Genomic DNA, 24,567 nt, shown 5'->3' on the forward strand with positions numbered 1-24,567 from the left:
GAGCGCAGGGGCAATTTGCCTCGCATTCAGGTCCACGAGACATCGGTGGTGGCCTCGGGCCGTGCCATGAGGCTAACATAGGCGCATCCGGAACGTCGCAGGCCCGGTGGCATTAAGGTGCCAGTATCCAGCTTTGGGGGCAGGGATGACGGTGCACAATTGGGGTTTCACGCCCGGTTCGGCAGATTGGACGGCGCGGCTTTGGGCGCCCGAGGCGCAATCGGTCAAGCTGGTCTGCCAGCAGGGCCTGATTGACATGCAGCGCGAGCCGGACGGCTATTGGGTGCTGGACACAAAAGCCGAGGCCGGAATGGTCTATGGCTTTTCCGTCGACGGCCTTGAGGTGCCCGATCCGGCCAGCCGGTTGCAGGCAGGCGACGTTCACGGCCGATCGGTTGCGGTCGACCACGGCGCGTTTGCGTGGCAGTGCGACTGGCGGGGCAGGGACTGGGCCGAGGCCGTGATCTACGAAATGCATGTGGGGACGTTCACCCCCGAGGGCACGTTCTCCAGCGCCCGGGTCAAGCTTGAGATGCTGGCCGAACTCGGGTTCACTGCCATCGAGATCATGCCGGTGGGCCAATTTCCCGGCGACCGGGGATGGGGCTATGATGGCGTGCTGCCTTTCGCGCCTCATCCCGCCTACGGCACGCCCGACGATCTCAAGCGCCTTGTCGATCATGCCCACAGCTTGGGGCTGATGGTGATGCTCGATGTGGTGATGAACCATTTCGGCCCAGATGGCGCTTATCTGCACGCTACGGCACCGGAATTCTTCGACAAGGACCGGCATACCCCCTGGGGCGCGGCGATCGACTTTTCGCGGCAACCGGTGCGGGATTTCTGGATCGAGTGCGCGCTGATGTGGATCGTTGACTACAGGTTCGACGGCCTGCGGCTCGATGCGGTCCATCAGATAACCGGCCCCAAGGCGGAGACGTTCTTTGCCGAACTGGCCGAACGCACCAGAGCCGCCGATCCCGGACGCCAGATTCATCTCGTCGTAGAGGACGAGAGCAACGATCCCGAGCTACGCGAGGCGTTTGGCTACGATGCGACCTGGAACGACGATTTCCATCACGCCGTCCATACGGCTCTGACCGGAGAGGATCATTCCTACTACAAGAGCTTCGCCCACGATCCGATTGGTGATCTGGCTCTGGCTCTCGAACGGGGGCATATCGAGGAAGGCCAGCCCCGCCCGGGGAGGGATACGCCGCGCGGCAAGGCCAGCGGGCATTTGCCGACCACCGGCTTCGTCAATTCCACCCAGACCCACGATCAGGTGGGCAACAGAGCGAATGGGGACCGGCTGCTCTCGCTTGCCGATCCGGCCGGGGTTGCCGTGGCCTATGCGCTCAACCTCGTTGCGCCCTATATCCCGATGGTCTTCATGGGCGAGGAGCGGGGCGAGACGGCGCCCTTCCTGTTCTTTGCAGACTATGAGGGGCAACTGGCCGAAAGCGTGAGGACCGGACGCGCCCAGGAATTCGCCGAAATCGCCTCCATGGGCGCCGATGTGCCCGATCCGCTTTCGCCAGAGACCTTCGCCCGCTCGCGGATCGATTGGAGCGATACCGATCACGCCCGGTTCTGGCAGAACCTGACCCGCGATGCGCTGGACTTCCGCGCCAACCATCTTGTGCCCATGCTCAAGGCAGGTGCCGAAGCGGATGGACAAGTGACCGTCGCAGGCGAGCGGGCTCTGGCCGCAAGCTGGACATTCGGGGCCGGCGTGCTGCGGATCGCGCTAAACTTCGGAACCGTCGGGGCGTTCTGCACCCCCCTCGGCGAGCCGGGCTTCAGACTGGGCGACATAGAACGGGACGCATACGCGCTCCATGCAAGGATAGACAGATCATGATCCCGCGTATTCCCACGGCGACCTACAGGATCCAGCTTCGCGAGGGAATGGGGTTCGCCGAGGTCGAGGGGCATCTCGATTATTTCAAGGGCCTGGGGATATCCCATCTCTACCTCTCGCCGATTTTCCAGGCGGCAAAGGGATCGACCCATGGTTACGATGTGACCGATCCTACGGAAATCGATCCGACGATCGGCGGACGGGCCGGATTCGAGGCTCTCGCGCGGGCAGCCAGAGCTCGCGATATCGGCATCATCCTCGATATCGTGCCCAATCACACCGCGTTCACCCTGGACAACCCCTGGTTGCGCGACGTCCTGATGCATGGGGAGGCGAGCGCCTTTGCGCCCCATTTCGACATCGACTGGAAGGCAGGGCCGCTCGTGCTGCCATTCCTGCCCGAGCCTTTCGAGAAGATGATCGGTGAGGGACGCTTCGCCATCGATGGGGACCAATGGGTCTTTGACGACGTGCGCGTCCCCATGGCCCCGGGCACCGAGGGCGGCGATCTGCGTGCGGCCCATGAGGCTCAGCACTGGCGGCTGGTGCATTGGGAACTGGAGCGCGACGGGATCACCCATCGGCGGTTCTTCAACGTGACGAGCCTTGTGGGCATGCGGGTGGAAGACCCCAAAGTGTTCGAGGATACGCACGCGCTCATCTTCGATCTGGTCAGAGAAGGCCTCGTCCATGGGCTGCGGGTCGACCATATCGATGGGCTGGTCGATCCCAGCCAGTATCTCGGCCGATTGGCCGAGGCGCTTCCCGACACTCCGGTCTGGATCGAAAAGATCGTCGTGGGTAGCGAAGAAGTCCCCGAGCACTGGGCGACGGCGGGAACTACCGGCTATGAGGCCGCGCGCATGATCGCGCGGCTGCTGACAGTCAAGGAGGGGCTCGAGCGGCTTGACGACTATTGGAGCGAGACGACGGGCATCAGCGAGGATTTCGCGGCGAGCCTCGTTCGCGCCAAGCGCGATATTCTCGATAACGAGCTGGCTGCCGAGCGGCTTCAGCTTGTCGGGCTGGCAGCCGTCGCTGCCGGAGGCTCCACGATTGCCGAGGCGGGGCCGGAGTCCTTGCGCGAGGCGGTAACCGCCCTTTTGCTCGGCATGCGGCGCTACCGCACCTACTTCACGCGCGAGGATCGACCATCCGACGATCGTGAGCTGGTCTCCCAAATCGTTGAAGACGCGGCGCCGAACTTGCGCTCCAGCCGGACGCTGGAATTGCTGCGCCAGATGATCGTCGACCCAGGGACAGACGAGGCACACGCCTTCGTGGTGCGCTTCCAGCAGGTCTCAGGTGCCCTGCTGGCCAAGGCGCAGGAGGACACGGCCGGGTTCCGCTGGACGCGATTCATCGCTGCCAATGAGGTGGGGGCCGAGCCGGAAGAGGCGGATGTGGCGGCCGAGGAGGCACAGCGGTTCCTCGACCGGCGAAGCGCCACCGAGATGACGCTGACCTCGACCCACGACACAAAGCGGTCCGAGGACTCCCGCATGCGGCTGGTGGCGATCAGCCATCTGCCCGAAATGTTCATCGCGCTCTACGACGCGGCAGCCGAGCTTCCGGATGCAGGAAGGGTCGAGGCGCGGTGGCGGTGGTATATCGTACAATCGGCGCTGGCGCTGTTTTCCGACGCGGTCGACGAGATCGGGGACCGGCTCGACGGACACATAGAAAAGGCGATGCGCGAGGCGAAGCTGACAAGCTTCTGGACGCGGCCCGACACACAAGCCGAGAGCAACGCACGGGCCTTCGCGCGCGAGGTGCTGCAGTCTTGGACCCAGGATCGGCCGGAGGCACTTGCCGCACTCATCGAGCGGGGAAACGCTCTGTCCCTCGCGCAACTCGCGCTCAAAGCCGTTATGCCGGGATTCCCCGATTTCTACCGCGGCTCGGAGATTTCGTTTCTTGCCCTGACCGACCCCGACAACCGGCTGCCGGTGGACTGGGGCAGGATGCAGCGCGCCCATGAGGGCGATGGGTTCGATGCCACCAAGGCCCGATGGACGCGGGAGTTGCTCGCCATGCGCGCCGCCGAGCCAGAGTTTTTCTCCACCGCGACAGCCGTCCTGAAACGCAGCGAGGATCGGATACGGCTGGTGCGCCAACTTGACGGCACTGTCCTGGCTGTCGAGATTTCCCACGGCCCACGCTCAGCCGATCCAGCCCCCATCCTCTCCATCGCGTTCGATGGTGACGTCGCGGTGAGTCTCTATCGGAGCTGACGCCTAGTGGCTCCGTTTGCGCGTGTGACCGACGATCAGTTGCATGTGGTGGCCGGGCTTCTCATCGCGGGGACCGGCTTGGCGATTGTGGTGTGGGCGCCCCGATGGCTTCGGCCTGGGTTGGCACCACGGGCAAGACCCGTGGTGCCCGATTGGGTGACCGCGGATCGTCAGCGGTCGAGGCGTGTGCGCTGGGGCGATGAGGCGGCTGGAGAAGCCGTGCCCGTGCTGTCGGGCTCATCGCCCTCCAGCGTATTCTCGCCACCGGTCTTTCCGGGGTCGTCCCCGGCGGCGCCGATCGGGCCTTCGGTGCTGCCATCCTCTTGCGGGCCGTCGTCTGCAGAGCCGCTGTCCTCGCTGGCCCGAAGCCAATGCTCCAGATCACGGCCTTCCGGCTTGCCTTCCTTTTCCCAAAGTTCATACGCCCGGCGACGGATGTCTTCGTCCGACATGTTCATGATCGCGACTTTCGTTTCTGGCTGATGGTTCTCTCAAACGCCGGTCCTTCGCGCCCGTTCCCCGAGCCGCGCAGGTGGTTGGTCCAGCGCTGCAAGGCCCTGGTAGCAGGGCCTTTCCGGCCTTTCCGCCGCCTGTATCAGCAACCCAGGTTAGTGCGCCTGAGCGGTCGGCATGCGATTGCTCAGGCTGGCGGCACGCGATCGGGGCGGTTGCCTTCTGCGCCAAGTTCGCGCAGGGCACGCGCCAGATGTTGGCGGATCGAATGCGTGGCGATGCCCGAGAACAGCTGCGAGAGGTTGGATACCGGCCTCACTGCCGAGGATATGGCGTAGATCGCCAGAGGAACACGCGGCCTGAACGGTCGGCACACGGTCGTCCCCGACGGGCCGGTATCTGCCGAGATCGGATCGACGAACGCCACTGCGCCGTGATGGACGACCGGCCCGGCGAGATGGGAAGCATTGATTTCGGCCACCACCTCGGGGCGCACGCCCGCGCGAGCGAAATTCTCGCGGATCAGATGGTTGGGCGGCGAGGCGGGGTTGAGAAACACGAGCGGCTGGCCGCGCAGATCCTCGGCCGTAATGATCGCCTTTCGCGCGAGGGGGTGTTGCACGGACACCTGGCAGGCCATCTCGGAATCCTCGATATGGATTGCCCGGACGTTCGCGCTTTGCGGATCGCCGTGGATGAAGCCGAGTTCTATCTTGTGGCTGGCGACATCATCGACGATGCGCTGGGACATTTCGGCCTGAAACTCGACCTGGACCTTTGGATAGTCTCGAAGGAAGCGTCCAACGCCCTCTGCAAGGCCTCCGATCGCCAGCGCAGGAATTGCAGCAATAGTCAGCCGGCCGTGTAGGGCCTCGTGCAAGGCGTCGATTTCGTCCCCAAACAGGGCCACCTGATTGAGTAAGCGCTCGGTCTCGGCAAGGAGCCGCATCGTGTCGCTGCTGGGCTGAAGCCGGCCGCGGACCCGCTGAAACAGGGTAAGCCCCACCGTGTCCTGGAGCTGGGAAATCGCCTTGCTAACAGCGGGTTGGCTGATGTTGTGGAGCTTCGCCGTCTCGGTGACGCTTAGCGTCTGAACGAGTGTCCGGAAAATCTCGAGGTGGCGAAGGTTGGGGTGGCGCATAACCAAAAGGGCATGAGGTTCGGGAAATTAATTCAATAGACTTAAGCACCTGCTCGGAACATCATCAAGCGGAAATCAAGCCTACAATTTAGGCACATGAAGCGGAGCGATGAGAATGATCCTGTTCGGGCGGGAAGAATTTATGGGACGTGTGGCCAGAGCCAAGGCCGAAATGCGCAGTCGTGGCATCGATCTGCTGCTTGTCTCGAGCCCCGCCAACCAGTTCTACCTGACCGGTTATGACGGCTGGTCGTTCTACACGCCCCAGATGGTCGCCGTGCATCTCGATCATGACGAGCCCATCTGGTTCGGGCGGAAAATGGATGCAGTCGGTGCCCAGTTCACCGCGTTTCTCGCGCCCGAAAATGTCATAGCCTACCCCGACAAATATGTCGGGTCCGCCGAGTTGCATCCAATGGATTATCTTGCCGAACTCATCACCGAGCGGGGCTGGTCGGGTGCGAACATCGGCGTGGAGATGGACGACTATTATTACACCGCCCGCTGGCACCAGATTCTGACCGATGCCTTGCCCGACGCGCATTTCGAGGATGCTTTCCTGCTCGTCAATCGTGTGCGCATGACCAAGTCCGCCAGGGAAATCGAGTTCATGATGCAGGCTGGCGCCATTGCCGGGGCTGCGATGGAAGCCGCGCGCCAGACGGTCGCCGTAGGTGTCCGTCAGTGCGACGTGATGGCCGAGCTCTACAAGGTCACGACCTCCGGTACGCCCGAATTCGGCGGCACCTTCCCCTGCAAGCCGCCCAACGCCATGGTCGGCGAATATTGCAGCGCGCCGCATTTGAGCTGGACCGACGCGCCGCTGGTCGAGGACGAGATTTTCTACATCGAGATGGGCGGTGTGCGACACCGCTACCACTCCCCGCTCTCACGCTGCGTCTATGTCGGGACGCCGCCCCAGGAACTCGTGAAGACCACCGCGATCATCCGCGAGGGGCTCGAGGCAGTGCTCGACAAGGTCAGGCCCGGCGTCCTTTGCGAGGAACTCGCGGCAGCCTGGAAAGATGTCATCGCCCGCCACGGCATCGAGAAGGACAGCCGCATCGGCTATCCCGTCGGCATCGGATACCCGCCCACCTGGGGTGAGCTCACCTGCAGCCTGCGGGCTGGAGACAAGACGGTGATGGAAGAGAACATGACGTTCCACTGTATCCCCGCTCTCTGGTTCGAGAAATACGGGCTGGTCGTCTCGGAATCCTTCGTGGTGACCAGTGACGGAGCCAAGACTTTTGCCGATTACCCCCGCGAACTGCTGACCAACACGTGATCCAGATCTCAGGAATCGACGCATGAGAGATGCTGCCTATCCATTTGCGACCTTTGTGCTTTTCGTGATCGCCTGGTACGGCGCGGCGGTGTTTTTCGACATCCCCCCGTATCTGCTCCCGAGACCCGAGGCGGTGATCGAACGGCTGGTTGGAGATTTTGGGTATCTTATGCGTCACACCTGGGTGACGACCTACGAGACGCTGGGCGGATTTTTCCTGAGCATCGTGGTGGGCGTACCTCTGGCCTTTCTGATCGTTTCCAGCCGGGTGCTCGACAAGGCCATCATGCCCTGGCTGATCCTGTCCCAGACCTTTCCAAAGGTCGCTCTCGCGCCGCTGATCGTGGTTTGGTTCGGGCTGGGGATCACGCCCAAGATCCTCATCACCTTCCTTGTGGCCTTCTTCCCCATCGTCATCTCCACCGTGGTGGGGCTGAGGTCGATGGAACGCGAGATGCTCGAGCTTGCGACCTCGATGCGGGCCAGCCGTTTCCAGCTCTTCTGGAAATTCCGGTTCCCGCTGGCCCTGCCGAGCCTGTTTTCCGGGCTCAAGGTATCGGTCGCCTTCGCCGTGGTCGGTGCGGTCATTGCCGAATGGGTGGGGGCAACAGAAGGGCTCGGCTACCTGCTTCTTGTCGCCAACGCCAATCTCGACACCACGCTGCTGTTCGCGGTGCTCGCCATTCTCACCGTGATCGGCGTCGTCCTGTACTACGGCGTCGAGATCATCGAAACCCGGGCCATACCCTGGCACGCCACGGTGCGGCTCAAGGACGCCTCTCTCTGACACCCGCAACTTGCTTGAACAGAAAGGACATATCGATGAAAAAACGCAATTTCCTTGCAATGGTCACCGCAATCGGACTGGGCACGACTGCGCTCGGCACCGGATCGCTCATGGCCCAGGACCTCACCCCCATCTCGTTCCGGCTCGACTGGACGATCTACGGCAGCCATGCCCCGTTCTATCTGGCCGTCCAGGAAGGGCTCTATGAAGCCGAGGGCCTCGATGTGTCGATCGGTGAAGGGCAGGGCTCGCCCACCGTGGCGCAGTTCGTCGCCCAGGGAAACGATCAGTTCGGTTTTGTCGATTTCGGATCGATGGTCCGCGGCGTGGAGCAGGGCCTGCCGCTCAAGGCTGTGATGCGCGTCATCAGCGACGTGGCCACCATCATCTCGCACAGCGATGCTCCGGTCGAAACGCCGAGCGATCTCACCGACAAGGTCGTCGCTTTCGCTCCCGGCGAATCCTCCGCCCAGCTTTTTGATGCGCTGCTCGAAGCCGAAGGCGTCGATCCCGCCAGCGTGGGTGTGCTCAATCCTGCTGTCGGCGCCAAGAACGCGATGCTGCTGCAGCGCCGGGCCGATGCCATTCCCGGATATTACAACGTGCAGGTGGCCCAGCTTGAAGCGCAGGGCGCGGACGTAGAGTACTTTCTGTTTTCCGATTACGGGCTGAGCCTGATGAACAACGGCATCGTCACGTCCGATGCTTTCATCGCGGATAATCCAGAGGCTGTCGAAGGCTTCCTCGCCGCCACCGTCCGCGGCTGGGAAATGGCGCAAGAAGATCCCGAAGCCGCAATCGATGCACTCATTGCGGCCTTGCCCGAGCAGGAGCGCAACCGCGAAGCCCTGGCGCGCCAGCTCGAACTGACCTTCCCCTCGCTCGTCACGGCCAATACCGAAGATGAGCCGTTCGGGTATATGGCCCAAGCCGATTGGGAAGAAATGCAGACGCTGCTTGCGACCTATGCCGGCATGGAGCGTGAACTGCCGGTCGAGCAGTACTACACCAACGACTTCTTGCCAGAATAAGAAGACACCCCGCGATGAAACCTGCAATCCGCCTGGAAAACGTCACCAAGAAATTCGATGAGCTGACTGCGCTCCAGTCAGTCGGGCTCAGTGTCGAGAAAGGCGAATTCATTGCTGTGGTCGGCAGTTCCGGCTGCGGCAAGAGTACCTTGCTGCGTCTCATCGCGGGATTGCTTCCCGCAACCGAAGGGTCGGTGATGGTCAATGGCCATCACATCGACGGCCCGACTGAAGATGTCGGCATCGCGTTCCAGACGCCGGTCCTCCTCCCATGGCGGACGGTGCGCGAGAACATCGCCCTGCCGCTCGAGATTCAGGGCGCCCGGCGTGCGAGTTACGAGGACGCGATCGGGCGCATGATCGACCTCGTCGGACTCAAGGGCTTCGAGGACAAGCAACCGCATCAGCTCTCGGGCGGGATGCAGCAGCGCGTATCCCTTTGCCGGGCCCTTATCCACGACCCCGCGCTGCTCCTGATGGACGAGCCGTTCGGGGCGCTCGATGCCATGACGCGTGAGCAGATGAACCTCGAGGTTCAGCGCATCTGGATGGAGACGGGCAAGACGGTCGTGCTCATCACCCACTCGATCATCGAGGCGGTGTTCCTGGCCGACCGGGTGGTCGTGATGTCTTCGCGGCCCGGGCGGGTCGTAGATGTGCTCGACGTGAAGGTGCCCCGGCCGCGCTCCTTTTCCAACCTCGGTGATCCCGGCTTCCAGGAGGCCAGCGACCGTATCCGCGAGCTTATGAACGCCAATGGCATGGTCGAGTGAGAACAGACAGATGAGCTTTACCTCCCGCCCCATCCTGATGTCCGACGCCGGAATGGTGGTCAGCGGCCATCATCTGGCATCCGAAGCCGGCGCCGCTGTTCTGCGTGCCGGCGGCAATGCCTTCGACGCTGCCATTGCCGCTGCCACGACGCTGGCCGTGGCGATCCCGAACATGAATGGGGTCGGCGGAGACGCGATCGCCCTGTGTTACGTGCGGGAGGACGATTCGGTCTATGCGATCAACGGCAGCGGGCGGTCGCCGCAGGCCGCGACGCTGGACGCCTTTGCCGCGCGCGGGCTCACGCAGATTCCGCAGACCGGCCCATTGGCCATGACCGTTTGCGGTGCCCCCCATGCGTGGCACACCGTACTGGAACGCTTCGGCACGACCACGCTCTCGGACGCGCTTGCACCAGCGATCGCGTTGGCCGAAGCCGGCGTGCCGACCGATACGGTTCTCCAGACCTTTTTTGCCGGTGAGACATACCGCGAATTGGCCGCCAAATTCCCCCAGCTGGCAGAGGTCTACGGCCCACCGGGGCATCGAGCACTGGGTGAACGGTTTCATCAACCCCAGCTCGGCCGCACATTGCGCAAGATGTCCGAGCAGGGCGTTGAGTCCCTTTACGGAGGAGAGATCGGCGACGCGCTGATCGCCGACCTGGACGCCGCGGGCAGCTTGCTGACGCTCGAAGACCTTGCCGCCCATGAAACGCTGATCTCCGAGACCCTGTCCGTGCCTTTCCTGGGGCGGAGGCTGCACGTCGCGCCGCCCAACTCTCAAGGCATCGCGCTCGCATTTTTGGCTGCGCTCTGGCAGGCCGATGGCGCGCAGGCCCTGGCCCCCGATCTCTACCTGAGGCTCAAGCACCTCGCGTTCGGTGAACGCGATCGGGCCGCGACCGATCCGGACCGATCCGGGGTTGCGCCCGGACCTCTCGATGGGGTCGAATTCGCATCGATTCTTGCGAGCAAGGGCGACCGCAACACAGAAGCGCGGGCAGGCGGTGGGGATACCAGCACACTGGTGGTCGTCGATCGGTGGGGAAATGCGGTAAGCTGGGTCCAGAGCCTGTTCGAGGATTTCGGGAGCGGCGTCATTTCCCCCTCGACCGGAATCGTGATGCACAACAGGCTTTATCTTGAGGAACTCAGCGACCATCCGACGCGCGGACTTAGGCCCGGCACGCGCCCCTTCCACACGCTTTGCCCGGCTCTGGTCATCGGGGAAGATGGCTGTGACGTGGCGATTGCCACGCCTGGCGATCACGGCCAGCCACAGTCGATCTTCCAGGTTCTCCTCAACCTGTTCAAAGCAGGCATGAATATCCAGCAGGCAATCGAAGCGCCCCGTATCCGGCATGACACCGGCGACGACGTGATGCTCGAGGCCCGCGCGCCTGGCCATTGGCGTGAGGAGATCGAGCGATCGGGCTTTGCGGTGAGGGACGTCGGCGACTGGTCGCGTCTGATGGGCGGTGTGAACGCCATCGTTACCGGACCGGACGGCGTCCTGATGGGAGGCGCCGATCCCCGGCGGGCTTGCCATGCCGTTTCCGGCTGACGCATGGGCAGCAAGGGATAGGTCTTGCCAAGGAGGGACCCGATGACTTCGGGTCCGATCCTTCGCGGTGGCCGGAATGTTTATGGCCATGCCGTTGGCATTCTCATGATCGAGGGCCGGTTTCCGCGCCCGTCCGGCGCGATCGGGAACGCGACGACATTTCCATTCCCCGTGATGCATCATGTGGTGAAGGGAGCGAGTGGCTCGCGAACAGTTCGCGACGTGGGATCAATGGACCCGGACGGCGGCGAATTTGCCGAAGCGATCGAGCCCTGGCTCGCCGGCGCCCGGTATCTTGAGGCCCAAGGCTGCAAGGCTCTCACGACCTCGTGCGGCTTTGCGATCCTTTTCCAGCGTCACTTTGCGGCGGCGGTGTCGATCCCCGTGCTCGCCTCCTCGCTGTTGCTCGCGCCACTGATCCTATCAGGCCTGACCACCGGCAAACGCCTAGGCGTCATCACTGCAGATGGCGAAAGCCTCTCGGAACGCCATCTCGCCGCGGCGCGGCTGGCGCGCTCGGAGCTGGCGATTGTGGGAATGGAGAAATCAGATCAGTTCTGCAGAACAGCCTGGGACGACGAGGAAACGCTCGACTTCGGACGCGCAGAAGCCGAGGCGGTGGGGATCGCCAGGCAAATGCAGGCGGACAATCCCGATATTGGAGCCATCCTGCTCGAGTGCTCGCTTCTGCCACCCTACGCTCACGCCATTCAGCAAGCGACGGGATTGCCCGTGTTCGACTTCACGCATCTGGTGAACTTTCTCCACCATGGATGTGTGCAGACTCCATATTCCGGGTTTCTCTAAAGCATATCCTGTTCTGACTGAATCAGAACAGGAACTCTAAGTCTTTGATTTGTCGCCTTTCCGAACCGGAAAGGTGTTTCCACCTTTCCTGGAAACGCTCTAGGATCAAGGGAGTTGCTTCGCCGCCTTAGTCGCGCTCTTCTCAAAGCCTGAGGAGGTTCGCGCTCAAGGCGATCGCGAGGGCTTGTTCGCGGGTGCGTGCGCCCAAGCGTTCCCGGGCGCGGCGCAGATGCAGCTCGACGGTCACCGGCTTTATGCCGAGCGCGTCGGCGATCTGCTGGCATTTCATTCCGGCTGCGAGATAGGCGAGGCAGTCGTGCTCCCGGGCGCTGAGCCTGATGGCTGGTTCGGCAACCCGATGCTGACGCAAGCGGGCCATCCGCTCATGAGCGTAAAGGGCGACCAGCCGCAGACTGGGAGCCTTCTCGGTCAGGATGGATTCCACCTGGGTCCTCCCGAGCGTGGATCCGATGTTCCAACCTCCCATGCCCTCGGGAGATAAGGGCTGAAACGTGCACGAAAACCCCGCCCGCATGCCCGCTTCGCGTGCCGTCTCGATGACTCGGCGCTCGGAGGGCGTGAGGTACTGATACTGGTCGAGGTAATCCGAGCCGGTTGCGATTGGTATCAGGGACGCGCAGCAATATTTGAAGAAGGGATCGTCGGCAGGATTGCACACGTCGGCATAATAGGCGCCGAACGCCTCGGGAAACGAGGTGAGTAAGAGCGGCGGCTGGCCTGTCATGTCCGCATAGATCACCCGGTCGAAGCCCGCACCTTCGAAATAGGCGAGGGCCTCATTCCAGACCATTTCAGCAGAATGGGCCAGGACCATACGGTCCAGCGCGGCTTCCAATGTCAAACTCTCGTCCCCACGAGCTCGGAACCTATGGATTTCCATAGATTGCGCAGCGCTGTCCAAGTTTGTCTATTCTTTTCAGGCAGAAGCACTTGTCCGCTTCTCGCTAGCGCTAGCCCGGTTCGCGCCGAGAACGCGCGCTGCAGGAGAGGTCGAGACCAGACATGACGATCGGCTCAGCCATGCCGTGCCCTAAGGACAGGCTTAGGTCTTTGAGGCAATTTCTCTCATGACCGGCGTAAAGGGCAGGGGCCCATCCATACTCGGGACCTTGGCCCGGTTTCGTGCGCGCCCCCGCGGCATGCTGTTCGGCACGCTGGGCAATCCGCGTCCCGTCGGGACGAGGCTGTCGGGGGCAGAGATCCGGGCAGTGCGCGAACGCCTCAAGCCGACACTCATTCGGCTCAACCAGCAGCGGCAGACGTGGTTCGAGGCGACCGAGAACCAGTTGCGGCTCAAGATGGGTGCCGCCGCCCTGGCCGGACTGGTGCTCGGCTGGTTCGGTATGGGCAGTGTCATGATCGGACTGGCACTGATGGTGGGCGGCGCGTTTTTCGCGTTCCTCATGTCGGTGACGAAAACCGATGAAACGGCGCGTGCGCAAACCAAGCATGCCGTGCTTGCCGAGATGGCCGATGAGCTTCTCGGCCTCATCTCGGTCCCGCCCGAAGCGCGGACAGAGGCCTTGTCCAAAGAGGTCGTCGAACGCTGGCGCCTGCTTCCGCCGGTTCGGGTCATAACGGTCGATGATCGACTGGTCGGCGAGCGCGACGGCTTCGACGTCGCGGTCTCGCGGGTGGGGTTCCAGTTCGGCGGCAGTTCCAATGTGGAACTCACGCAGGGGGACGGAATGGTTTTCGTGGTTGTCGAGATTACGGACCCGGGCGCGCGTGGCGCGGACGAGGACACGTTCACCATCGTACTGGGCACTGATGCGCCCGCCATGCTGCGCGGTGCGCCGCGTCTGACCTATGGGCTGGCCGAGGCGGAAAGCGGCGATGCGGGTTTCGACGCGCGCTATAGCGTCTTTGGCGATCCTGCGCCGCTGAGCAAAGAGGTGCGCGCTGCATTTGCGCCACTCGAGGCGGTGGCGCGCTGCGACAAGACCGGTACCCGGGACGTGTCCGCCGGCGGCGGGCTGCGGCCCGTCGTGCTGATGCGTCCCGGACACCTCGTTGTGATGACGCCAGTGCCGGTGTTCGACGGTGCGCTCGAGCCGCCGCCCTACTGGGAACCGCTGGAGCCCGGCACGCTCATCGCCGCCTTCGCCTCGGACCTTGCGATCCTCGACGATCACCTCGCCGCAGCGATGGCGCTCCGGGCGGCGCGACGACCATGACGAATACTCACAACAAGAGGCAATACGGGATGCGAAGACACGTGGGACGCTTTGGACTGGCCTTTGCGCTGGGGGCACTGACGACGCTTTCCGCGCCGGCCTCCGCGCAGGACGCAAACGGCGCTTCTGTTCTGATCTACGACGCGTCGGGGTCCATGTGGGGGCAACTCGAGGGCGGCATCACCAAGGTCGAGGTGGCGCGCGAGGTGATCGGCGACTTTTTCACCAGGCGCGACAATGCCGAGCCGCTGGGCGTGATTGCCTATGGCCACAACCGGCGCGGTGATTGCGCCGATATCGAAGTGATTGCCGATGTAGGGATCAATGATCCGGCAGGGCTGTCCTCGAATCTCAATCGCCTCAACCCCCGCGGCATGACCCCGATCACGGATTCGCTTTCGCTGGCCGCTTCGATGATCCCGCCAACGGCGGAATCGGCCGATATCATCCTCGTCACGGACGGGCTCGAGACCTGCGATGCCGACCCCTGCGCGCTCGCCGCGCAATTGGCCGAGGAGGGAATCTCCATCCGCGCCCATGTGGTGGGTTTCGCGCTGACGGATGAAGAAGCCGAAGCCATGCGCTGCGTGGCCGAGGCCACCGGCGGGTTGTTGCTGGCCCCGCAATCGGGCCAGGAGCTGGCCGATGCGCTCAACCAGATCGCCGAAGCCGAACCTGCACCAGAGCCCGAGCCTCAGCCCGTTGCTGAGGCCTTCTTCGATATAGGGCCTAAAGCGGAAGCGGGGCATGACTACAGGATTTCGTTCGAGGGTACGGCCCGCAACGTCGATTACGCGGGCTTCACGCGGCGCGGCGCGGGACAACCTGATGTCGGTCCGTCCTACGGAGTGCTCGGCGGCGCTGAGGTTGGCAACAACCCGTTCACGCGGCGAGCTCCGCTTGAGCCGGGTGAATACGACCTCATCCTGGCGGTTACGGGGCAGGGGATCATCGCGCGTCAGCCGATCGAAGTTGTGCCGCCGTCCAACGGTTTTGATGCCATCGGGTCGGTCGAGCCGGACGCGCGCTTTGAATTCACCTGGCGCGGACCCAACCAGGTGGGCCAGCGCCTCGTAATCGCGCGGCCCGGCGCGGCCCCAAATGATTATTTCCCCAGCTGGGGGTATCCCTACAGCAACCGGCAAACCCAGCGTATGGGCCTGACGGCGCCGGTCGAGCCGGGCATATACGAGCTGCGGTACATCTCGGGCAACCAGCAGGAGATTCTCTTTTCCCGAGAGTTCGGCGTGGGTGTGCCATTCGAGGACACGGACGCGACCAACACCGCCGATCTCGCGGACCAGGCGGCGGCGGCGACCCAGGCCGCGCCCGGCCAGGACGCCATGCCGATGGTGAAGGCGACGTTCCGCACGCCTGACAATTTTCCCCAGATTCCGCTCTGGTGGGACGCGATTCCGCTCGATCCCGATATGAGCCAGGAAGCCTACGCGCCGATCTCGGAGCTCGTGGTGTGGGAGAACGAGTTCGAGCCGGGCCGCTATCGCGTTTCGGCCATCGGACCGGGCGAAACCGAATTCAGCGCGGTGGTCGAGATTTTCCCCGGTCAGCCGAACGATTTCGTTGTCCCGGTGTCATCGGCCAGCGAAGAAGACGAAGGCTCTGTCGTTGGCCTCTCAGGCGGCTGGCAGATGTGGGCCATCCCGCCGCGCGATGCGCCGGCCGGCGCGCCGACCGACCCGATCGAGATGGCCCGGGTTTCGCTGACCATCAACGCCGAGGCGACCGCCTATGGTGGCGTGTTCACGCCCACAGGGGCCATGGTCGGCGCGGGCGATGCTGCCGGGGTGCCATTCGAGAGCGTAAGCGAGGAGGAGGGGTACCTGTTCCTGCGCTTCGCGCTACCCGCGCTTTCTCCCGAGCCGTTCGTCGTCTCACTCGCGCCCTATGGCAATGGATTCTCGGGAACGATGGATTCCGGGGCCAACGGACTGCCTGTCGTTTTCTGGCCAGCTGACGAGTCGCTGCCGTCCATGCCGGACATGCAGGATCACCTCTATGGCCCGACTGTCGGACAGACTGACGATCCCGGGCCGCTTCAGGAGACGCCCGCCGCAGTGCCGGGGGCTTGCGAAGAGGACATCTGCTTTGTCAGCGACGAGGCAACAGGACTCGCCGCCCAACTGCCGCGCGGTTGGCTGATGTGGCAGATCGAGCGCGTCGATGGCCAATTGCTAGCGCAGTTCACCAATGGGGAGAGCATCCTGATGCTGATCCCGTCTGCTAGCTGGAATCCCGAAAACGGGCCCTGTTTCGAGAGTGCCGCAGGGCCTGTATGCTACTGGGCCGAAGGCGATCCCGGCGCGCGTCTTGCCGCGCCCTTCATCGCCGCCAACCTCAGGATCGAGCCGCAGGAAGACGCTTCTGCTCCCGCATCTGGAGGGGAGGTCGATCTTTCGGACTTCATCGGGGAGTTGGCCACCGTTCTCGTGCCGCAGACCAGTGCGCTCGAGGGTGCCGACGATCGGATCCGCGTTCGCCTGAAGCCGGAAACCCAGTTCGGATCGGGCTGTTTCATCGCAGCCGATCTTGCCCAGCGCGGGCACGAGCCTTTCACCCTCGTCGCCGGGCTCAGTGCACAGGCCAATGACGCTCCGGTGACCTCGGTTCTCAACCCCGATGAGCCGATGGTGCTGGAGATCGACGCGTTCACCGATCGGGGCGCAGCGCTGTCGCCGGTAATGATGATGTCCGCTTGTGACGCCATCGCGCTGACGGTCGGACCCATCCAGTGCCGCATGGGCACCGACAGCGCCGCGCCGCTCCAAGCGTGCCCGTTGCCAGTCGAAGTCAGCACCTCTGGGGCGCTCGCCGCGCTCTCGGTGGCGGGCGAGGCCTCGGCCGGCACACCCGCCGAGTTGCAAGCGCCGATCGTCCAGCCGGACGAGGCCGCGATGACCGGCGAGGTCATCCCCGTGGATATCGGAGACATGAGCCCCGAGGAGCTCCTGTCGGTCCTTCTGCCGTTTCAGCCGGAGAGTTGAGCCATGAGGTTTTTTGCCCTGCTCTGGGCGGTGATGGTCATGCTGGCGGTTTCACCCGCTCACGCCCAACAGGTTCAGATGGCCACATGCTGGCCCGGGGGCTGCTCGTGTGCGCTCTCGGACGTTACGCTTGCGGACCTCGAAGTCATGCTGGGTAAGCCCAACCCGCCGGGTGCCGACCAGATGACGCTGGTCGTGGAAGACACAGGGTTTAGCTGGCGCTCCCAGACGCCGGAGCAGATCGATCGTTCCTTTGGCGGTCCCGGGTCCTGCCCGGTCTATCTGGCGGGGCCGATGCTGCCTGAAGACGGCATATGGCGCATGAGCGCGGGTGCCACCGACAGTTCGGCCTGTCCGCTGCTTCAGGGGCAGGCCATCCCGGCGCAGTTGAGCGGCGAGACGCGCCAGATCGACTGGAACGGCGGCTTTCATCCTGATTCCCTGTTGGTCGAGGCCCGGGGGATGGTGCGCTGGTCCCGGACCGGCGATCGGTCATGGCGCGGCGTGGTTGTCGACGAGAGCCTGGCGGACGGCTCGGGAAGCACGTCGGGAAGCGTGATCTGGCGCATGGCACTTGTCAGCCCGACCGAGATCACCGGCACCAGCGTGTTCGAATACACGATCGCCTCGAGCCAGGCGGACGCCCAGGTGCAGGCCCTGCTCGGCAGCCTGAACTGCCGGACCGTGACGCCCTTCAGGGCAAACCGGATCGACTAAAGCGTTTCCAGGAAAAGCGGACACACTTGTCCGGTTCGGAAACGCGACACATCAGGGACTTGGCGTTATCCCGTTCTGAATTCAATCAGAACGGGATAGCGTCAGGCCAGCGACCTATGGCCGCCTCATGAAGGGTGGCCACTTTTCGTGTATGCCTCAGCTTTGCCCTACCGCGGCAGGCGGTCGGGGCAGGGCGATCCAACCATGTCCGCAGGATGGACCAGGTGGCCTTATGGGGGCAACCGGGGCGCTTCTGCTTTGCCACTGAGGGTTCCGGATAAAATGTCCGGACAAAGTTGAATTTCCATCTTGCAATTTGTCCGGACATTGTATTTTCTTGATGAGCGCTCGATACATATCGCAAGTGCCGTTGGTAGGAGACGGCAGCGGCGGAGGAGCGCACGTTAGCCCCGAGCGGGGCATGCCAAGGGAGGAATACTCAATGTCTAGCCACTTCACCTCGGGGCTCTTCCGGGGGCGGTCTTTTGCGGCCGCAACCGCAGTCGGGCTTCTGCTCGCCGGTCCGGCGCTGGCCCAGCAGATGGAGCCGCTCGAAGACGGTTTCCCCAATCGTCCCATCGTGCTGCTGGTAATCGATGAGCCCGGCTCTGCCGACAGCGTCTACGCCAACCAGATCGCGGATGCCGCGACCCGGCTTTCGCCGCAGCCAGTGGTTGTCGAGCACCGCGTCGACTTCACTAATTTCGGCACGTGGGAAGGCATCGCCTGGATCCGCGATCAGGGTGAAATCGCCACTGACGGTTACATCAACTATGTGCTGACGCTGCCCGACGCCATGGTCGACATGGCTGCGCTCGACATCGAGAGCATGACCGGCCAGTCCCAGGATGCGCTCAACCCCGTGATTGCCACCGAGCGCGTGCCCTTCTTCCTCGTCCAGCGTGCAGATGCTCCCTGGGGCGATACCGTCGAGGAGTTCGTTGCCTACGCACAGGAGAACCCCGACAGCGTGCGTCACATTACCGGCGGCCCCGGCGGCGGCATGGACGCGGCGATCCGCTTCTGGGCCAATGGTCTGGACTTCACCGTTCGTGACGTGATCGCAGGCAACCCGACCGAGCGCGCGCTTGCCGTTGCCTCGGGTGAAGGCGACATTACGGCGCTTCCGCCCGACGTCCTGCGTCCGCACTTTGATGCGGGCCGCATGGAACTGCTCATGGGGGCAGGCGAAGGGCCCTTCGGTGCGCCCTGGGAAGATGTTCCTTCGGCTGCAAGCATGGGCATCGAAGACGATCCGTTCTCGCAGACGCGGACGATCGCCACGGCGCCGGAAGTGAGCGACGAGCACCGTCAGTGGCTCTATGAGCTTTTCTCTGCTGCCGCTCAGGACGAAGACTACATCGCTCAGCGCGAGCAGGTTGCCGCCCTCGAGCTGATCGACCTCGATCCTGAAGAAGCCACCGCATTGGCTGACGAAGGTCTCGAAGTCTCGATCCAGATCTTCCGTGACCTCGGTATGTACTGGGGCGACCAGTAATATCTGTGGCCGCGGCGCTTCGGGCGCCGCGGCCATATTTCCCTGTATTCGAGCGGAGGACGGCATGGACCGCCGCATTGATCTCTTGGTCGCGCTCGCATTCGCGCTGCTCGGCCTATTTGTCATCTTCCAGGCAACAGACATCACCCAGGGCATGATGCGCGACCCCATCGGTCCGCGCATGGCGTTTTATGCCGTCGGTGGCATGCTGGCCGTGGGTGGTGCGTTCCTGGCGTTTCGCCACGTCGTGGCCTGGCGCCAAGGAGCGGGACACGTGATGGTCTCGGAAGGATCACCCGATGAGCCTGAAAGTCCGGCCTCGGCTCTGCAGGCCTTCCTTCTGGTGGGCGTATGCCTGGCCTACGCCATAGCGTTCCAGCCTCTGGGTTATCTTTTCGCTACGCCGTTGTTCATACTCGCCGGACTGTTCGTGCTCGGCGAGCGCAAGTGGCAGGTAATGGTGACCATCGCCATTGTGTTCTCTACCGCCTCCTATTTGGTCTTTGCGCAGGCGTTGAGCGTCCGGGTCCCTGTAGGGCCGTTGACCGGGTTGTTCCGCGACCTCGGTTGGATCATTCTCTAAAGGACAAAGTGCGATGGATTTTCTCCAACCTCTTCTGGGCGGTCTCGCGCTCATGGGCGATCCCTGGATATGGGTTGCCGTGGTCGCCGGTACATTGTTCGGCGTGGTATCGGGAGCGATGCCGGGAATCGGCACGACGCTCGCCTACGGGCTCGTTCTGCCCTTTACCTTCGTCATGTCGCCGGTCATTGGCGTGGCCTTCCTGCTTTCGATCAGCGTGGGTGTGGGTTACGGCAACTCAATACCTGCCATTCTCATGGGTATCCCGGGCAATCCGGCTGCCATCCTGACGGTCATCGACGGCCATACTCTGCACAAGCGTGGTAAAAGTGCTCTGGCCCTGGCGGTCTCGCTCGTGGCCGCGCTGAGTGGTCAGGCCCTTTCGGTCCTGATGTTCATCCTGCTCGTCGTGCCGCTCATGGGCATGGCCTACTACTTCAGCTTCCCCGAGATTTTCGGACTCTATTGCCTGGGCTTTGTCGCGCTGATCAGCCTTGCTGGCGACAACATGATCAAGGGCATGATGGCGGCGACCTTCGGTATCGGTGTCGGCCTGATCGGGCTCGATCCGATCAACATGGTCACGCGCATGGATTTCGGCCTGCGCGAGTTGCGCTCCGGGCTCGAGCCGGTTGCGCTGGTGATCGGTCTGCTGGCGGTCAGCGAATTGTTCCGCTCGGCGCGTCAGTCTTTCCAGTGGAAAGACCTCTCGGGCGGGCTCAACAACACCAAATGGCCAGGGTTCAAGGCGATCAAGCCTGCCGTGCCGGCGATGTTCAGCGGCACGATCGTAGGCACGTTTGTCGGGTCGATCCCCGGCGCCGGTGCAACGCCCGCGGCGATGATCTCATACCAGACGGCCCAGATGTTCTCCAAGACGCCCGAGGAGTTCGGCAAAGGCTCGATCGAAGGCATCGGCGCCAACGAAGCCGCGCAGAACGCCTCGAACTCAGGTGAACTGATCCCGACGCTTGGCCTTGGTATTCCGGTGTCCGGCTCGATGGTGCTGTTGTTGGCTGCCCTGACGGTTCAGGGATTCGTCCCCGGCCCGCTGATGGTGGTGAATGCTCCCCATCTGCTTTATGCCGCGATCGCCGGCCTTCTGGCCTCGACCTTCCTCCTGGCCTTCACCGGCTGGGGCATGGCTCGCCTGATGCTCAAGGCCGTGACCATGAACCGTCAGGTTGTGATCGTCCTCGCGCTCGCAATGGTCTGCATGGGCACCTACGCGCTCAACACCCGTATCCTCGACGTGGGAATCGCGCTTGGTGCAGGTGTGGTGGGCTACTTCATGCTGCGTTACGGCTATTCGACCGCCGCTGCGGCGCTGGGTGTGTTCCTGGGGTCCGAGTTCGAGCGCTCGCTGCGGATCGGTCTGAACATGAACGACAACAACTTCATCCAGTTCATCACACGTCCGATCGCTGCATCCATCGTTGCCGTTGCTATCGGTTTGCTGATCTGGGGTGCGCTCAAGCGTCGCCAGATGCGGCGGAGAATGGCCGCAAGGGCTGCCGGTACAGCCCAGACAGGCGACATGATGGTGGAGTGATCTCCATCGGAAAGGGGACATGGACCGGGGCGCGATCGTGCCCCGGTCTTGACTCGGGGGCCCGTTTCGGTCCCTTGCACAATCTGGATTGGCGTTCGGTTCGCGAATCCATCGGAGAGTCCCCATGGCCAAACCGGACAGGAAAATTCTGACCCGCTACGCCGAGATCGAGGCCACGCTGCGCCGCGAGATCGAGTCCGGCCAGTGTCCGATAGGCACCTGCCTGCCCACAGAGCACGAACTGACCCACAGGTTCGGAGCCAGCCGGTTTACCATCCGTCGCGCCATATCCGATCTCAAGGAGGCAGGATTTGTCGCCCCGCGGCCTGGTATCGGCACCATGGTCATTGCCGACCGGCCGAAGGCAGGTTTCGTGCAGTCGCTGGGCTCGCTTGACGAAATGCTGCAATATCCGCCCGAAACCCACCGCCGGGTTCTGGCGACGGGCAAGGTGGTGGCCGATGATACGCTGGCAGCAACGCTCCATGCCGCTGAAGGCACGACCTGGTATACGCTCGAGGCGCTGCGCTCGCTTCCCGACGGGATGGTAATTGCCTGGATCGATGCGTGGATTGCCCCACGGTTCAAGGGCGTTCTGACGGCACCCAACGCAGCTTACCACGCCACGCTGAGGCAGATCGAGGATCGGCATGGCTACCGCGCGTCCCACGCCCATGTGGACATCTTCGCGCGCCGTATGCCCAAGCGCATGGCCGAGCACGTTGAAGCGGATCCGGGCAGCCCGGCGCTCGTCATACGGCGCCGCTATCGAGGCGATGACGGCGAAACATTCCTGATGACAGAGACCTTCCACCCCGAGAACCGGTTCGGCATCGCGTTCGATTTCCAGCGGGGTTGAAGGCGGGGCCGGCAGATGACTGCCAACCAGCCATGGCGGGCGCGGTCGGCATGTTCAGAGGTTGCGGTACTGATCCACCGGAACCGGAGGGCCGATGCTGTCGCGGTCCGATGCCCCAAACCAGACGAGTGCCGCAAACACCGCAATGATCGCGACGAGGGCGTATCGTGTAACGGTGTTTGTCATCTGGCGCATCCGATATGGGTAGACCGGAGAGGAACGGCCTTCGCCTTGGTCAAAGTCCAGCGACGGTCGTGACATAGACAACGAGGCTTAGTGCCCCGGCCAGAACGCTCCAGTTGAGCGCCTTCTGGGCGCCCATGGGCCAGAGTGCGGTGCCTGAGCGCCGGCTCAAAGGGCAGCCATGGCAGGAGCAACGGGAGTTGGGACAGGCACGGTTTCGACGCGCTCCCCAAAGGCCTTGGCAAAGACCGGATAGAGCAGGCGGTCAAAGTCCAGGCTTTTGGCCGGGCGTGCGGGCCTGAGAACGATGATCTTGGACGATTCGGCAGCGTTGACGTCAGTCATGGTGCTCGCTCCTCGGGATTGGTCCGACCTCAAGGGTCGGCGGGTTCCGCTATGCCGGCGGCATAAGGGGGCAGTCCATTGAATCTGGTCGCTACCGGGCCGCAGAGAGCAGCCCGCAGAGCGGGCCTCAGCCGGCTGGCTTTGCCCGACGCTTGTGCTCGAGCTTGCTGGTGCGGTCGGCGATCGTCTGGGCCTCTGTTGCAAGGCGCAGGGCGCGCAACCGGGCCGTCTTTTCGCGAACTTCTGAGTGTTCGTCGTGAACCGAGTTCATGACGTTTTCCTCGCGCCGCACGAGTGCGGCAAAGCGGGTTTCCGCAATCGCACGAAGTGTGCTGGTCATGGCATTTCCTGTTGGAGTAGGGCCGCCCCTGAGGGCGGCCCACTGAGCTTTAGTCGGCGAGCTGCAGATTGGCTGCAGAAACCTTGCCGTCGCGGCCCTTTTCGAGGTCGTAGGAGACCTTCTGGCCTTCGGCGAGGCCAGACAGGCCCGCTTGCTCGACAGCCGAGATGTGCACGAATGCGTCCTTGGATCCATCGGCCGGCGTGATGAAGCCGAAGCCTTTGGTGGAATTGAAGAACTTAACGGTGCCATTGATCATGGGAGATACCTTGGTGGTTGGCTCGGAACGATACGTACGAGCATGTATACGCCCTGCGGGCTCGCAGGGTCGGCACGTTCGCAAAAATCGAGGGATAGCCAAGCAATCCGGCAAAGCCGGTGATCAGGTAGCCTATGACGGCTGAAAACGTAACGTCTATATGGGCCTTCCCGGCCCTAATAGCAAGCGCTGACCCTTTGCTTCGGTCCGGTTCCCCAGAACAGGGGGGCGCTCGCTCCTGCCTCGCACACTAGGGTCCAAACCCAATCAGCATATTGAATAGATGCTGCAAATCAGATTTTTTGGCGTCAAATGGAGCTGGAGGTGTTGATGAGCAGACTGTTTTGGTTGAGCGACGAAGCTTGGGCGGCCATTGAGCCGCACCTCCCTCAAAACCAGCCCGGAGCACGCCGGGTCGACGACCGACGGGTGATTTCGGGGATCATTCATATGCTCAAGTGCGGTGGGCGCTGGGTTGATTGCCCTGTCGAATATGGCCCTGCGACAACCGTCTACAATCGCTGGAACCGTTGGAGCCGTCGCGGGGTCTGGGCCCGCATCCTGATGGCTTTGACCGACAAGGGCTGGATTGCGGAAACGGCCCAGATCGACAGCAGCTATATCAAGGCCCATCGCGGCGCAGGTGGGGCAAAAGGGGGGCGAAAGCCAACGCCATTGGCATCTCGCGTGGTGGCCGGACCACCAAGGTCCATGCGCTCGTCGACGTTATTGGAAGGCCGCTCCGCCTCATCCTGACACCCGGCAACGCCTCGGACATGAAGGGGACTGACCTGCTGATCGGGGAAACCACAGGCATGAAGCGGCTCATTGCTGACCGGGGCTATGATGCCAATCGACTGCGATCCACTTTGCGCAGCCAGAGCACCATCCCCGTGATCCCTGGACGCAAAAACCGCAAGCGCATCATCCGTTACGATGAGAAGCGCTACAAGGACCGCTGGCGCGTCGAAGCTACCTTCTGCCGCCTCAAGGATTTCCGCCGTGTAGCGACACGATACGACAAACTCGCCCGGAACTACCTCTCCGCTGTCATGCTCGCAGCAGCAGTCGCATACTGGCTATGATTGA

The 24,567-nt window shown here is 63.1% G+C and carries 23 protein-coding genes; 16 read left to right on the top strand and 7 right to left on the bottom strand.

Annotated features, from left to right (window positions below; translation table 11 throughout):
* Positions 1-145 precede the first annotated feature (145 nt).
* Together treZ and treY are read left to right on the top strand one after the other, a co-directional pair.
* Complete coding sequence (gene treZ / locus EO136_RS08395; RefSeq protein ID WP_127144002.1) at positions 146-1,864, top strand: malto-oligosyltrehalose trehalohydrolase; 1,719 nt, start codon at positions 146-148, stop codon at positions 1,862-1,864.
* On the top strand, positions 1,861-4,098 hold the full coding sequence (gene treY / locus EO136_RS08400; protein ID WP_127144003.1) for a malto-oligosyltrehalose synthase: 2,238 nt from the start codon (positions 1,861-1,863) through the stop codon (positions 4,096-4,098). The genes treZ and treY overlap by 4 nt, the downstream gene beginning before the upstream one ends.
* 170 nt (positions 4,099-4,268) lie before the next feature.
* On the opposite strand, the gene EO136_RS08405 is transcribed toward treY, so the two are convergent.
* On the bottom strand, positions 4,269-4,556 hold the full coding sequence (locus EO136_RS08405; RefSeq protein WP_206513297.1) for a DUF2934 domain-containing protein: 288 nt from the start codon (positions 4,554-4,556) through the stop codon (positions 4,269-4,271).
* Between the two features lie 182 nt (positions 4,557-4,738).
* The gene (locus tag EO136_RS08410; protein WP_127144004.1) at positions 4,739-5,692 is read right to left on the bottom strand and encodes a LysR family transcriptional regulator; all 954 of its coding nucleotides are present in this window, start codon (positions 5,690-5,692) and stop codon (positions 4,739-4,741) included.
* A 142-nt stretch (positions 5,693-5,834) separates the two neighbouring features.
* Here EO136_RS08410 and EO136_RS08415 point away from each other — a divergent pair, with 142 nt between their 5' ends.
* Genes EO136_RS08415 through EO136_RS08440 form a run of 6 tightly spaced genes read left to right on the top strand, consistent with a single transcriptional unit; the run spans position 5,835 to position 11,942 of the window.
* Positions 5,835-6,980, top strand: coding sequence for a M24 family metallopeptidase (locus tag EO136_RS08415; protein WP_246018303.1), 1,146 nt, complete (start codon positions 5,835-5,837; stop codon positions 6,978-6,980).
* A 22-nt stretch (positions 6,981-7,002) separates the two neighbouring features.
* Positions 7,003-7,767 (top strand): ABC transporter permease, encoded by a 765-nt coding sequence (locus EO136_RS08420; RefSeq protein ID WP_127144006.1) that lies wholly within the window; start codon positions 7,003-7,005, stop codon positions 7,765-7,767.
* Positions 7,768-7,802: 35 nt separating this feature from the next.
* Positions 7,803-8,798 carry an ABC transporter substrate-binding protein gene (locus EO136_RS08425; protein WP_127144007.1) on the top strand — a complete coding sequence of 332 codons (996 nt, stop codon included), beginning with the start codon at positions 7,803-7,805 and terminating at the stop codon, positions 8,796-8,798.
* 14 nt (positions 8,799-8,812) lie between these two features.
* Complete coding sequence (locus EO136_RS08430) at positions 8,813-9,571, top strand: ABC transporter ATP-binding protein (RefSeq protein ID WP_127144008.1); 759 nt, start codon at positions 8,813-8,815, stop codon at positions 9,569-9,571.
* A gap of 10 nt (positions 9,572-9,581) precedes the next feature.
* Positions 9,582-11,135 carry a gamma-glutamyltransferase family protein gene (locus EO136_RS08435; RefSeq protein ID WP_164730499.1) on the top strand — a complete coding sequence of 518 codons (1,554 nt, stop codon included), beginning with the start codon at positions 9,582-9,584 and terminating at the stop codon, positions 11,133-11,135.
* Positions 11,136-11,177: 42 nt separating this feature from the next.
* Complete coding sequence (locus EO136_RS08440) at positions 11,178-11,942, top strand: aspartate/glutamate racemase family protein (protein ID WP_127144010.1); 765 nt, start codon at positions 11,178-11,180, stop codon at positions 11,940-11,942.
* A gap of 142 nt (positions 11,943-12,084) precedes the next feature.
* Here the strand turns inward: EO136_RS08440 and EO136_RS08445 are convergent, their stop codons facing one another.
* On the bottom strand, positions 12,085-12,864 hold the full coding sequence (locus EO136_RS08445) for a helix-turn-helix transcriptional regulator (protein WP_127144011.1): 780 nt from the start codon (positions 12,862-12,864) through the stop codon (positions 12,085-12,087).
* A gap of 166 nt (positions 12,865-13,030) precedes the next feature.
* Between EO136_RS08445 and EO136_RS08450 the strand changes: the two genes are divergently transcribed.
* The 7 genes from EO136_RS08450 to EO136_RS08480 all read left to right on the top strand — a co-directional run bounded on the left by EO136_RS08450 (position 13,031) and on the right by EO136_RS08480 (position 22,351).
* Positions 13,031-14,140, top strand: coding sequence for a hypothetical protein (locus tag EO136_RS08450; RefSeq protein WP_127144012.1), 1,110 nt, complete (start codon positions 13,031-13,033; stop codon positions 14,138-14,140).
* Between the two features lie 29 nt (positions 14,141-14,169).
* A complete protein-coding gene (locus EO136_RS08455; protein WP_127144013.1) occupies positions 14,170-17,142 on the top strand; it encodes a vWA domain-containing protein in 2,973 nt (990 codons plus the stop codon).
* Positions 17,143-17,145: 3 nt separating this feature from the next.
* Entirely contained in the window at positions 17,146-17,859 is a 714-nt protein-coding gene (locus EO136_RS08460; RefSeq protein WP_127144014.1) for a hypothetical protein, read from the top strand.
* Between the two features lie 442 nt (positions 17,860-18,301).
* A complete protein-coding gene (locus tag EO136_RS08465) occupies positions 18,302-19,357 on the top strand; it encodes a Bug family tripartite tricarboxylate transporter substrate binding protein (protein WP_164730500.1) in 1,056 nt (351 codons plus the stop codon).
* 64 nt (positions 19,358-19,421) lie between these two features.
* Positions 19,422-19,940 carry a tripartite tricarboxylate transporter TctB family protein gene (locus EO136_RS08470; RefSeq protein WP_127144016.1) on the top strand — a complete coding sequence of 173 codons (519 nt, stop codon included), beginning with the start codon at positions 19,422-19,424 and terminating at the stop codon, positions 19,938-19,940.
* 13 nt (positions 19,941-19,953) lie between these two features.
* Positions 19,954-21,492: a tripartite tricarboxylate transporter permease gene (locus EO136_RS08475; protein WP_127144017.1), complete on the top strand. Its 1,539-nt coding sequence runs from the start codon at positions 19,954-19,956 to the stop codon at positions 21,490-21,492.
* A gap of 124 nt (positions 21,493-21,616) precedes the next feature.
* Positions 21,617-22,351 carry a GntR family transcriptional regulator gene (locus EO136_RS08480; protein WP_127144018.1) on the top strand — a complete coding sequence of 245 codons (735 nt, stop codon included), beginning with the start codon at positions 21,617-21,619 and terminating at the stop codon, positions 22,349-22,351.
* A gap of 54 nt (positions 22,352-22,405) precedes the next feature.
* On the opposite strand, the gene EO136_RS18955 is transcribed toward EO136_RS08480, so the two are convergent.
* From EO136_RS18955 to EO136_RS08490, 4 genes are all read right to left on the bottom strand, one after another.
* Complete coding sequence (locus EO136_RS18955; RefSeq protein ID WP_281280372.1) at positions 22,406-22,537, bottom strand: hypothetical protein; 132 nt, start codon at positions 22,535-22,537, stop codon at positions 22,406-22,408.
* A 165-nt stretch (positions 22,538-22,702) separates the two neighbouring features.
* Entirely contained in the window at positions 22,703-22,879 is a 177-nt protein-coding gene (locus EO136_RS18565) for a hypothetical protein (RefSeq protein WP_164730501.1), read from the bottom strand.
* Positions 22,880-23,006: 127 nt separating this feature from the next.
* On the bottom strand, positions 23,007-23,219 hold the full coding sequence (locus EO136_RS08485; RefSeq protein WP_127144019.1) for a hypothetical protein: 213 nt from the start codon (positions 23,217-23,219) through the stop codon (positions 23,007-23,009).
* A gap of 49 nt (positions 23,220-23,268) precedes the next feature.
* Positions 23,269-23,478: a cold-shock protein gene (locus EO136_RS08490; RefSeq protein WP_127144020.1), complete on the bottom strand. Its 210-nt coding sequence runs from the start codon at positions 23,476-23,478 to the stop codon at positions 23,269-23,271.
* Between the two features lie 330 nt (positions 23,479-23,808).
* Here EO136_RS08490 and EO136_RS08495 point away from each other — a divergent pair.
* Positions 23,809-24,563, top strand: a protein-coding gene (locus EO136_RS08495; RefSeq protein WP_425466595.1) for an IS5 family transposase whose coding sequence is annotated in 2 segments (ribosomal slippage) — positions 23,809-24,141 and positions 24,144-24,563 — 753 coding nt in all. Because the reading frame shifts where the segments join, the coding sequence is not laid out codon by codon here.
* Positions 24,564-24,567: the final 4 nt, after the last annotated feature.

It is taken from the genome of Pelagibacterium montanilacus (assembly GCF_003992665.1).
Classification (GTDB): Bacteria; Pseudomonadota; Alphaproteobacteria; order Rhizobiales; family Devosiaceae; genus Pelagibacterium; species Pelagibacterium montanilacus.

Coding starts and splice junctions, on each gene's coding strand:
- EO136_RS08490 (WP_127144020.1), bottom strand. CDS start 23,478: ATGATCAATGGCACCGTTAAGTTCTTCAATTCCACCAAAGGCTTCGGC.
- EO136_RS08450 (WP_127144012.1), top strand. CDS start 13,031: ATGACCGGCGTAAAGGGCAGGGGCCCATCCATACTCGGGACCTTGGCC.
- EO136_RS08415 (WP_246018303.1), top strand. CDS start 5,835: ATGGGACGTGTGGCCAGAGCCAAGGCCGAAATGCGCAGTCGTGGCATC.
- EO136_RS08420 (WP_127144006.1), top strand. CDS start 7,003: ATGAGAGATGCTGCCTATCCATTTGCGACCTTTGTGCTTTTCGTGATC.
- EO136_RS08425 (WP_127144007.1), top strand. CDS start 7,803: ATGAAAAAACGCAATTTCCTTGCAATGGTCACCGCAATCGGACTGGGC.
- EO136_RS08410 (WP_127144004.1), bottom strand. CDS start 5,692: ATGCGCCACCCCAACCTTCGCCACCTCGAGATTTTCCGGACACTCGTT.
- EO136_RS08485 (WP_127144019.1), bottom strand. CDS start 23,219: ATGACCAGCACACTTCGTGCGATTGCGGAAACCCGCTTTGCCGCACTC.
- EO136_RS18565 (WP_164730501.1), bottom strand. CDS start 22,879: ATGACTGACGTCAACGCTGCCGAATCGTCCAAGATCATCGTTCTCAGG.
- EO136_RS08465 (WP_164730500.1), top strand. CDS start 18,302: ATGTCTAGCCACTTCACCTCGGGGCTCTTCCGGGGGCGGTCTTTTGCG.
- EO136_RS08475 (WP_127144017.1), top strand. CDS start 19,954: ATGGATTTTCTCCAACCTCTTCTGGGCGGTCTCGCGCTCATGGGCGAT.
- EO136_RS08405 (WP_206513297.1), bottom strand. CDS start 4,556: ATGAACATGTCGGACGAAGACATCCGTCGCCGGGCGTATGAACTTTGG.
- treZ (WP_127144002.1), top strand. CDS start 146: ATGACGGTGCACAATTGGGGTTTCACGCCCGGTTCGGCAGATTGGACG.
- EO136_RS08460 (WP_127144014.1), top strand. CDS start 17,146: ATGAGGTTTTTTGCCCTGCTCTGGGCGGTGATGGTCATGCTGGCGGTT.
- EO136_RS08440 (WP_127144010.1), top strand. CDS start 11,178: ATGACTTCGGGTCCGATCCTTCGCGGTGGCCGGAATGTTTATGGCCAT.
- EO136_RS08480 (WP_127144018.1), top strand. CDS start 21,617: ATGGCCAAACCGGACAGGAAAATTCTGACCCGCTACGCCGAGATCGAG.
- EO136_RS08435 (WP_164730499.1), top strand. CDS start 9,582: ATGAGCTTTACCTCCCGCCCCATCCTGATGTCCGACGCCGGAATGGTG.
- EO136_RS18955 (WP_281280372.1), bottom strand. CDS start 22,537: ATGACAAACACCGTTACACGATACGCCCTCGTCGCGATCATTGCGGTG.
- EO136_RS08455 (WP_127144013.1), top strand. CDS start 14,170: ATGCGAAGACACGTGGGACGCTTTGGACTGGCCTTTGCGCTGGGGGCA.
- treY (WP_127144003.1), top strand. CDS start 1,861: ATGATCCCGCGTATTCCCACGGCGACCTACAGGATCCAGCTTCGCGAG.
- EO136_RS08430 (WP_127144008.1), top strand. CDS start 8,813: ATGAAACCTGCAATCCGCCTGGAAAACGTCACCAAGAAATTCGATGAG.
- EO136_RS08470 (WP_127144016.1), top strand. CDS start 19,422: ATGGACCGCCGCATTGATCTCTTGGTCGCGCTCGCATTCGCGCTGCTC.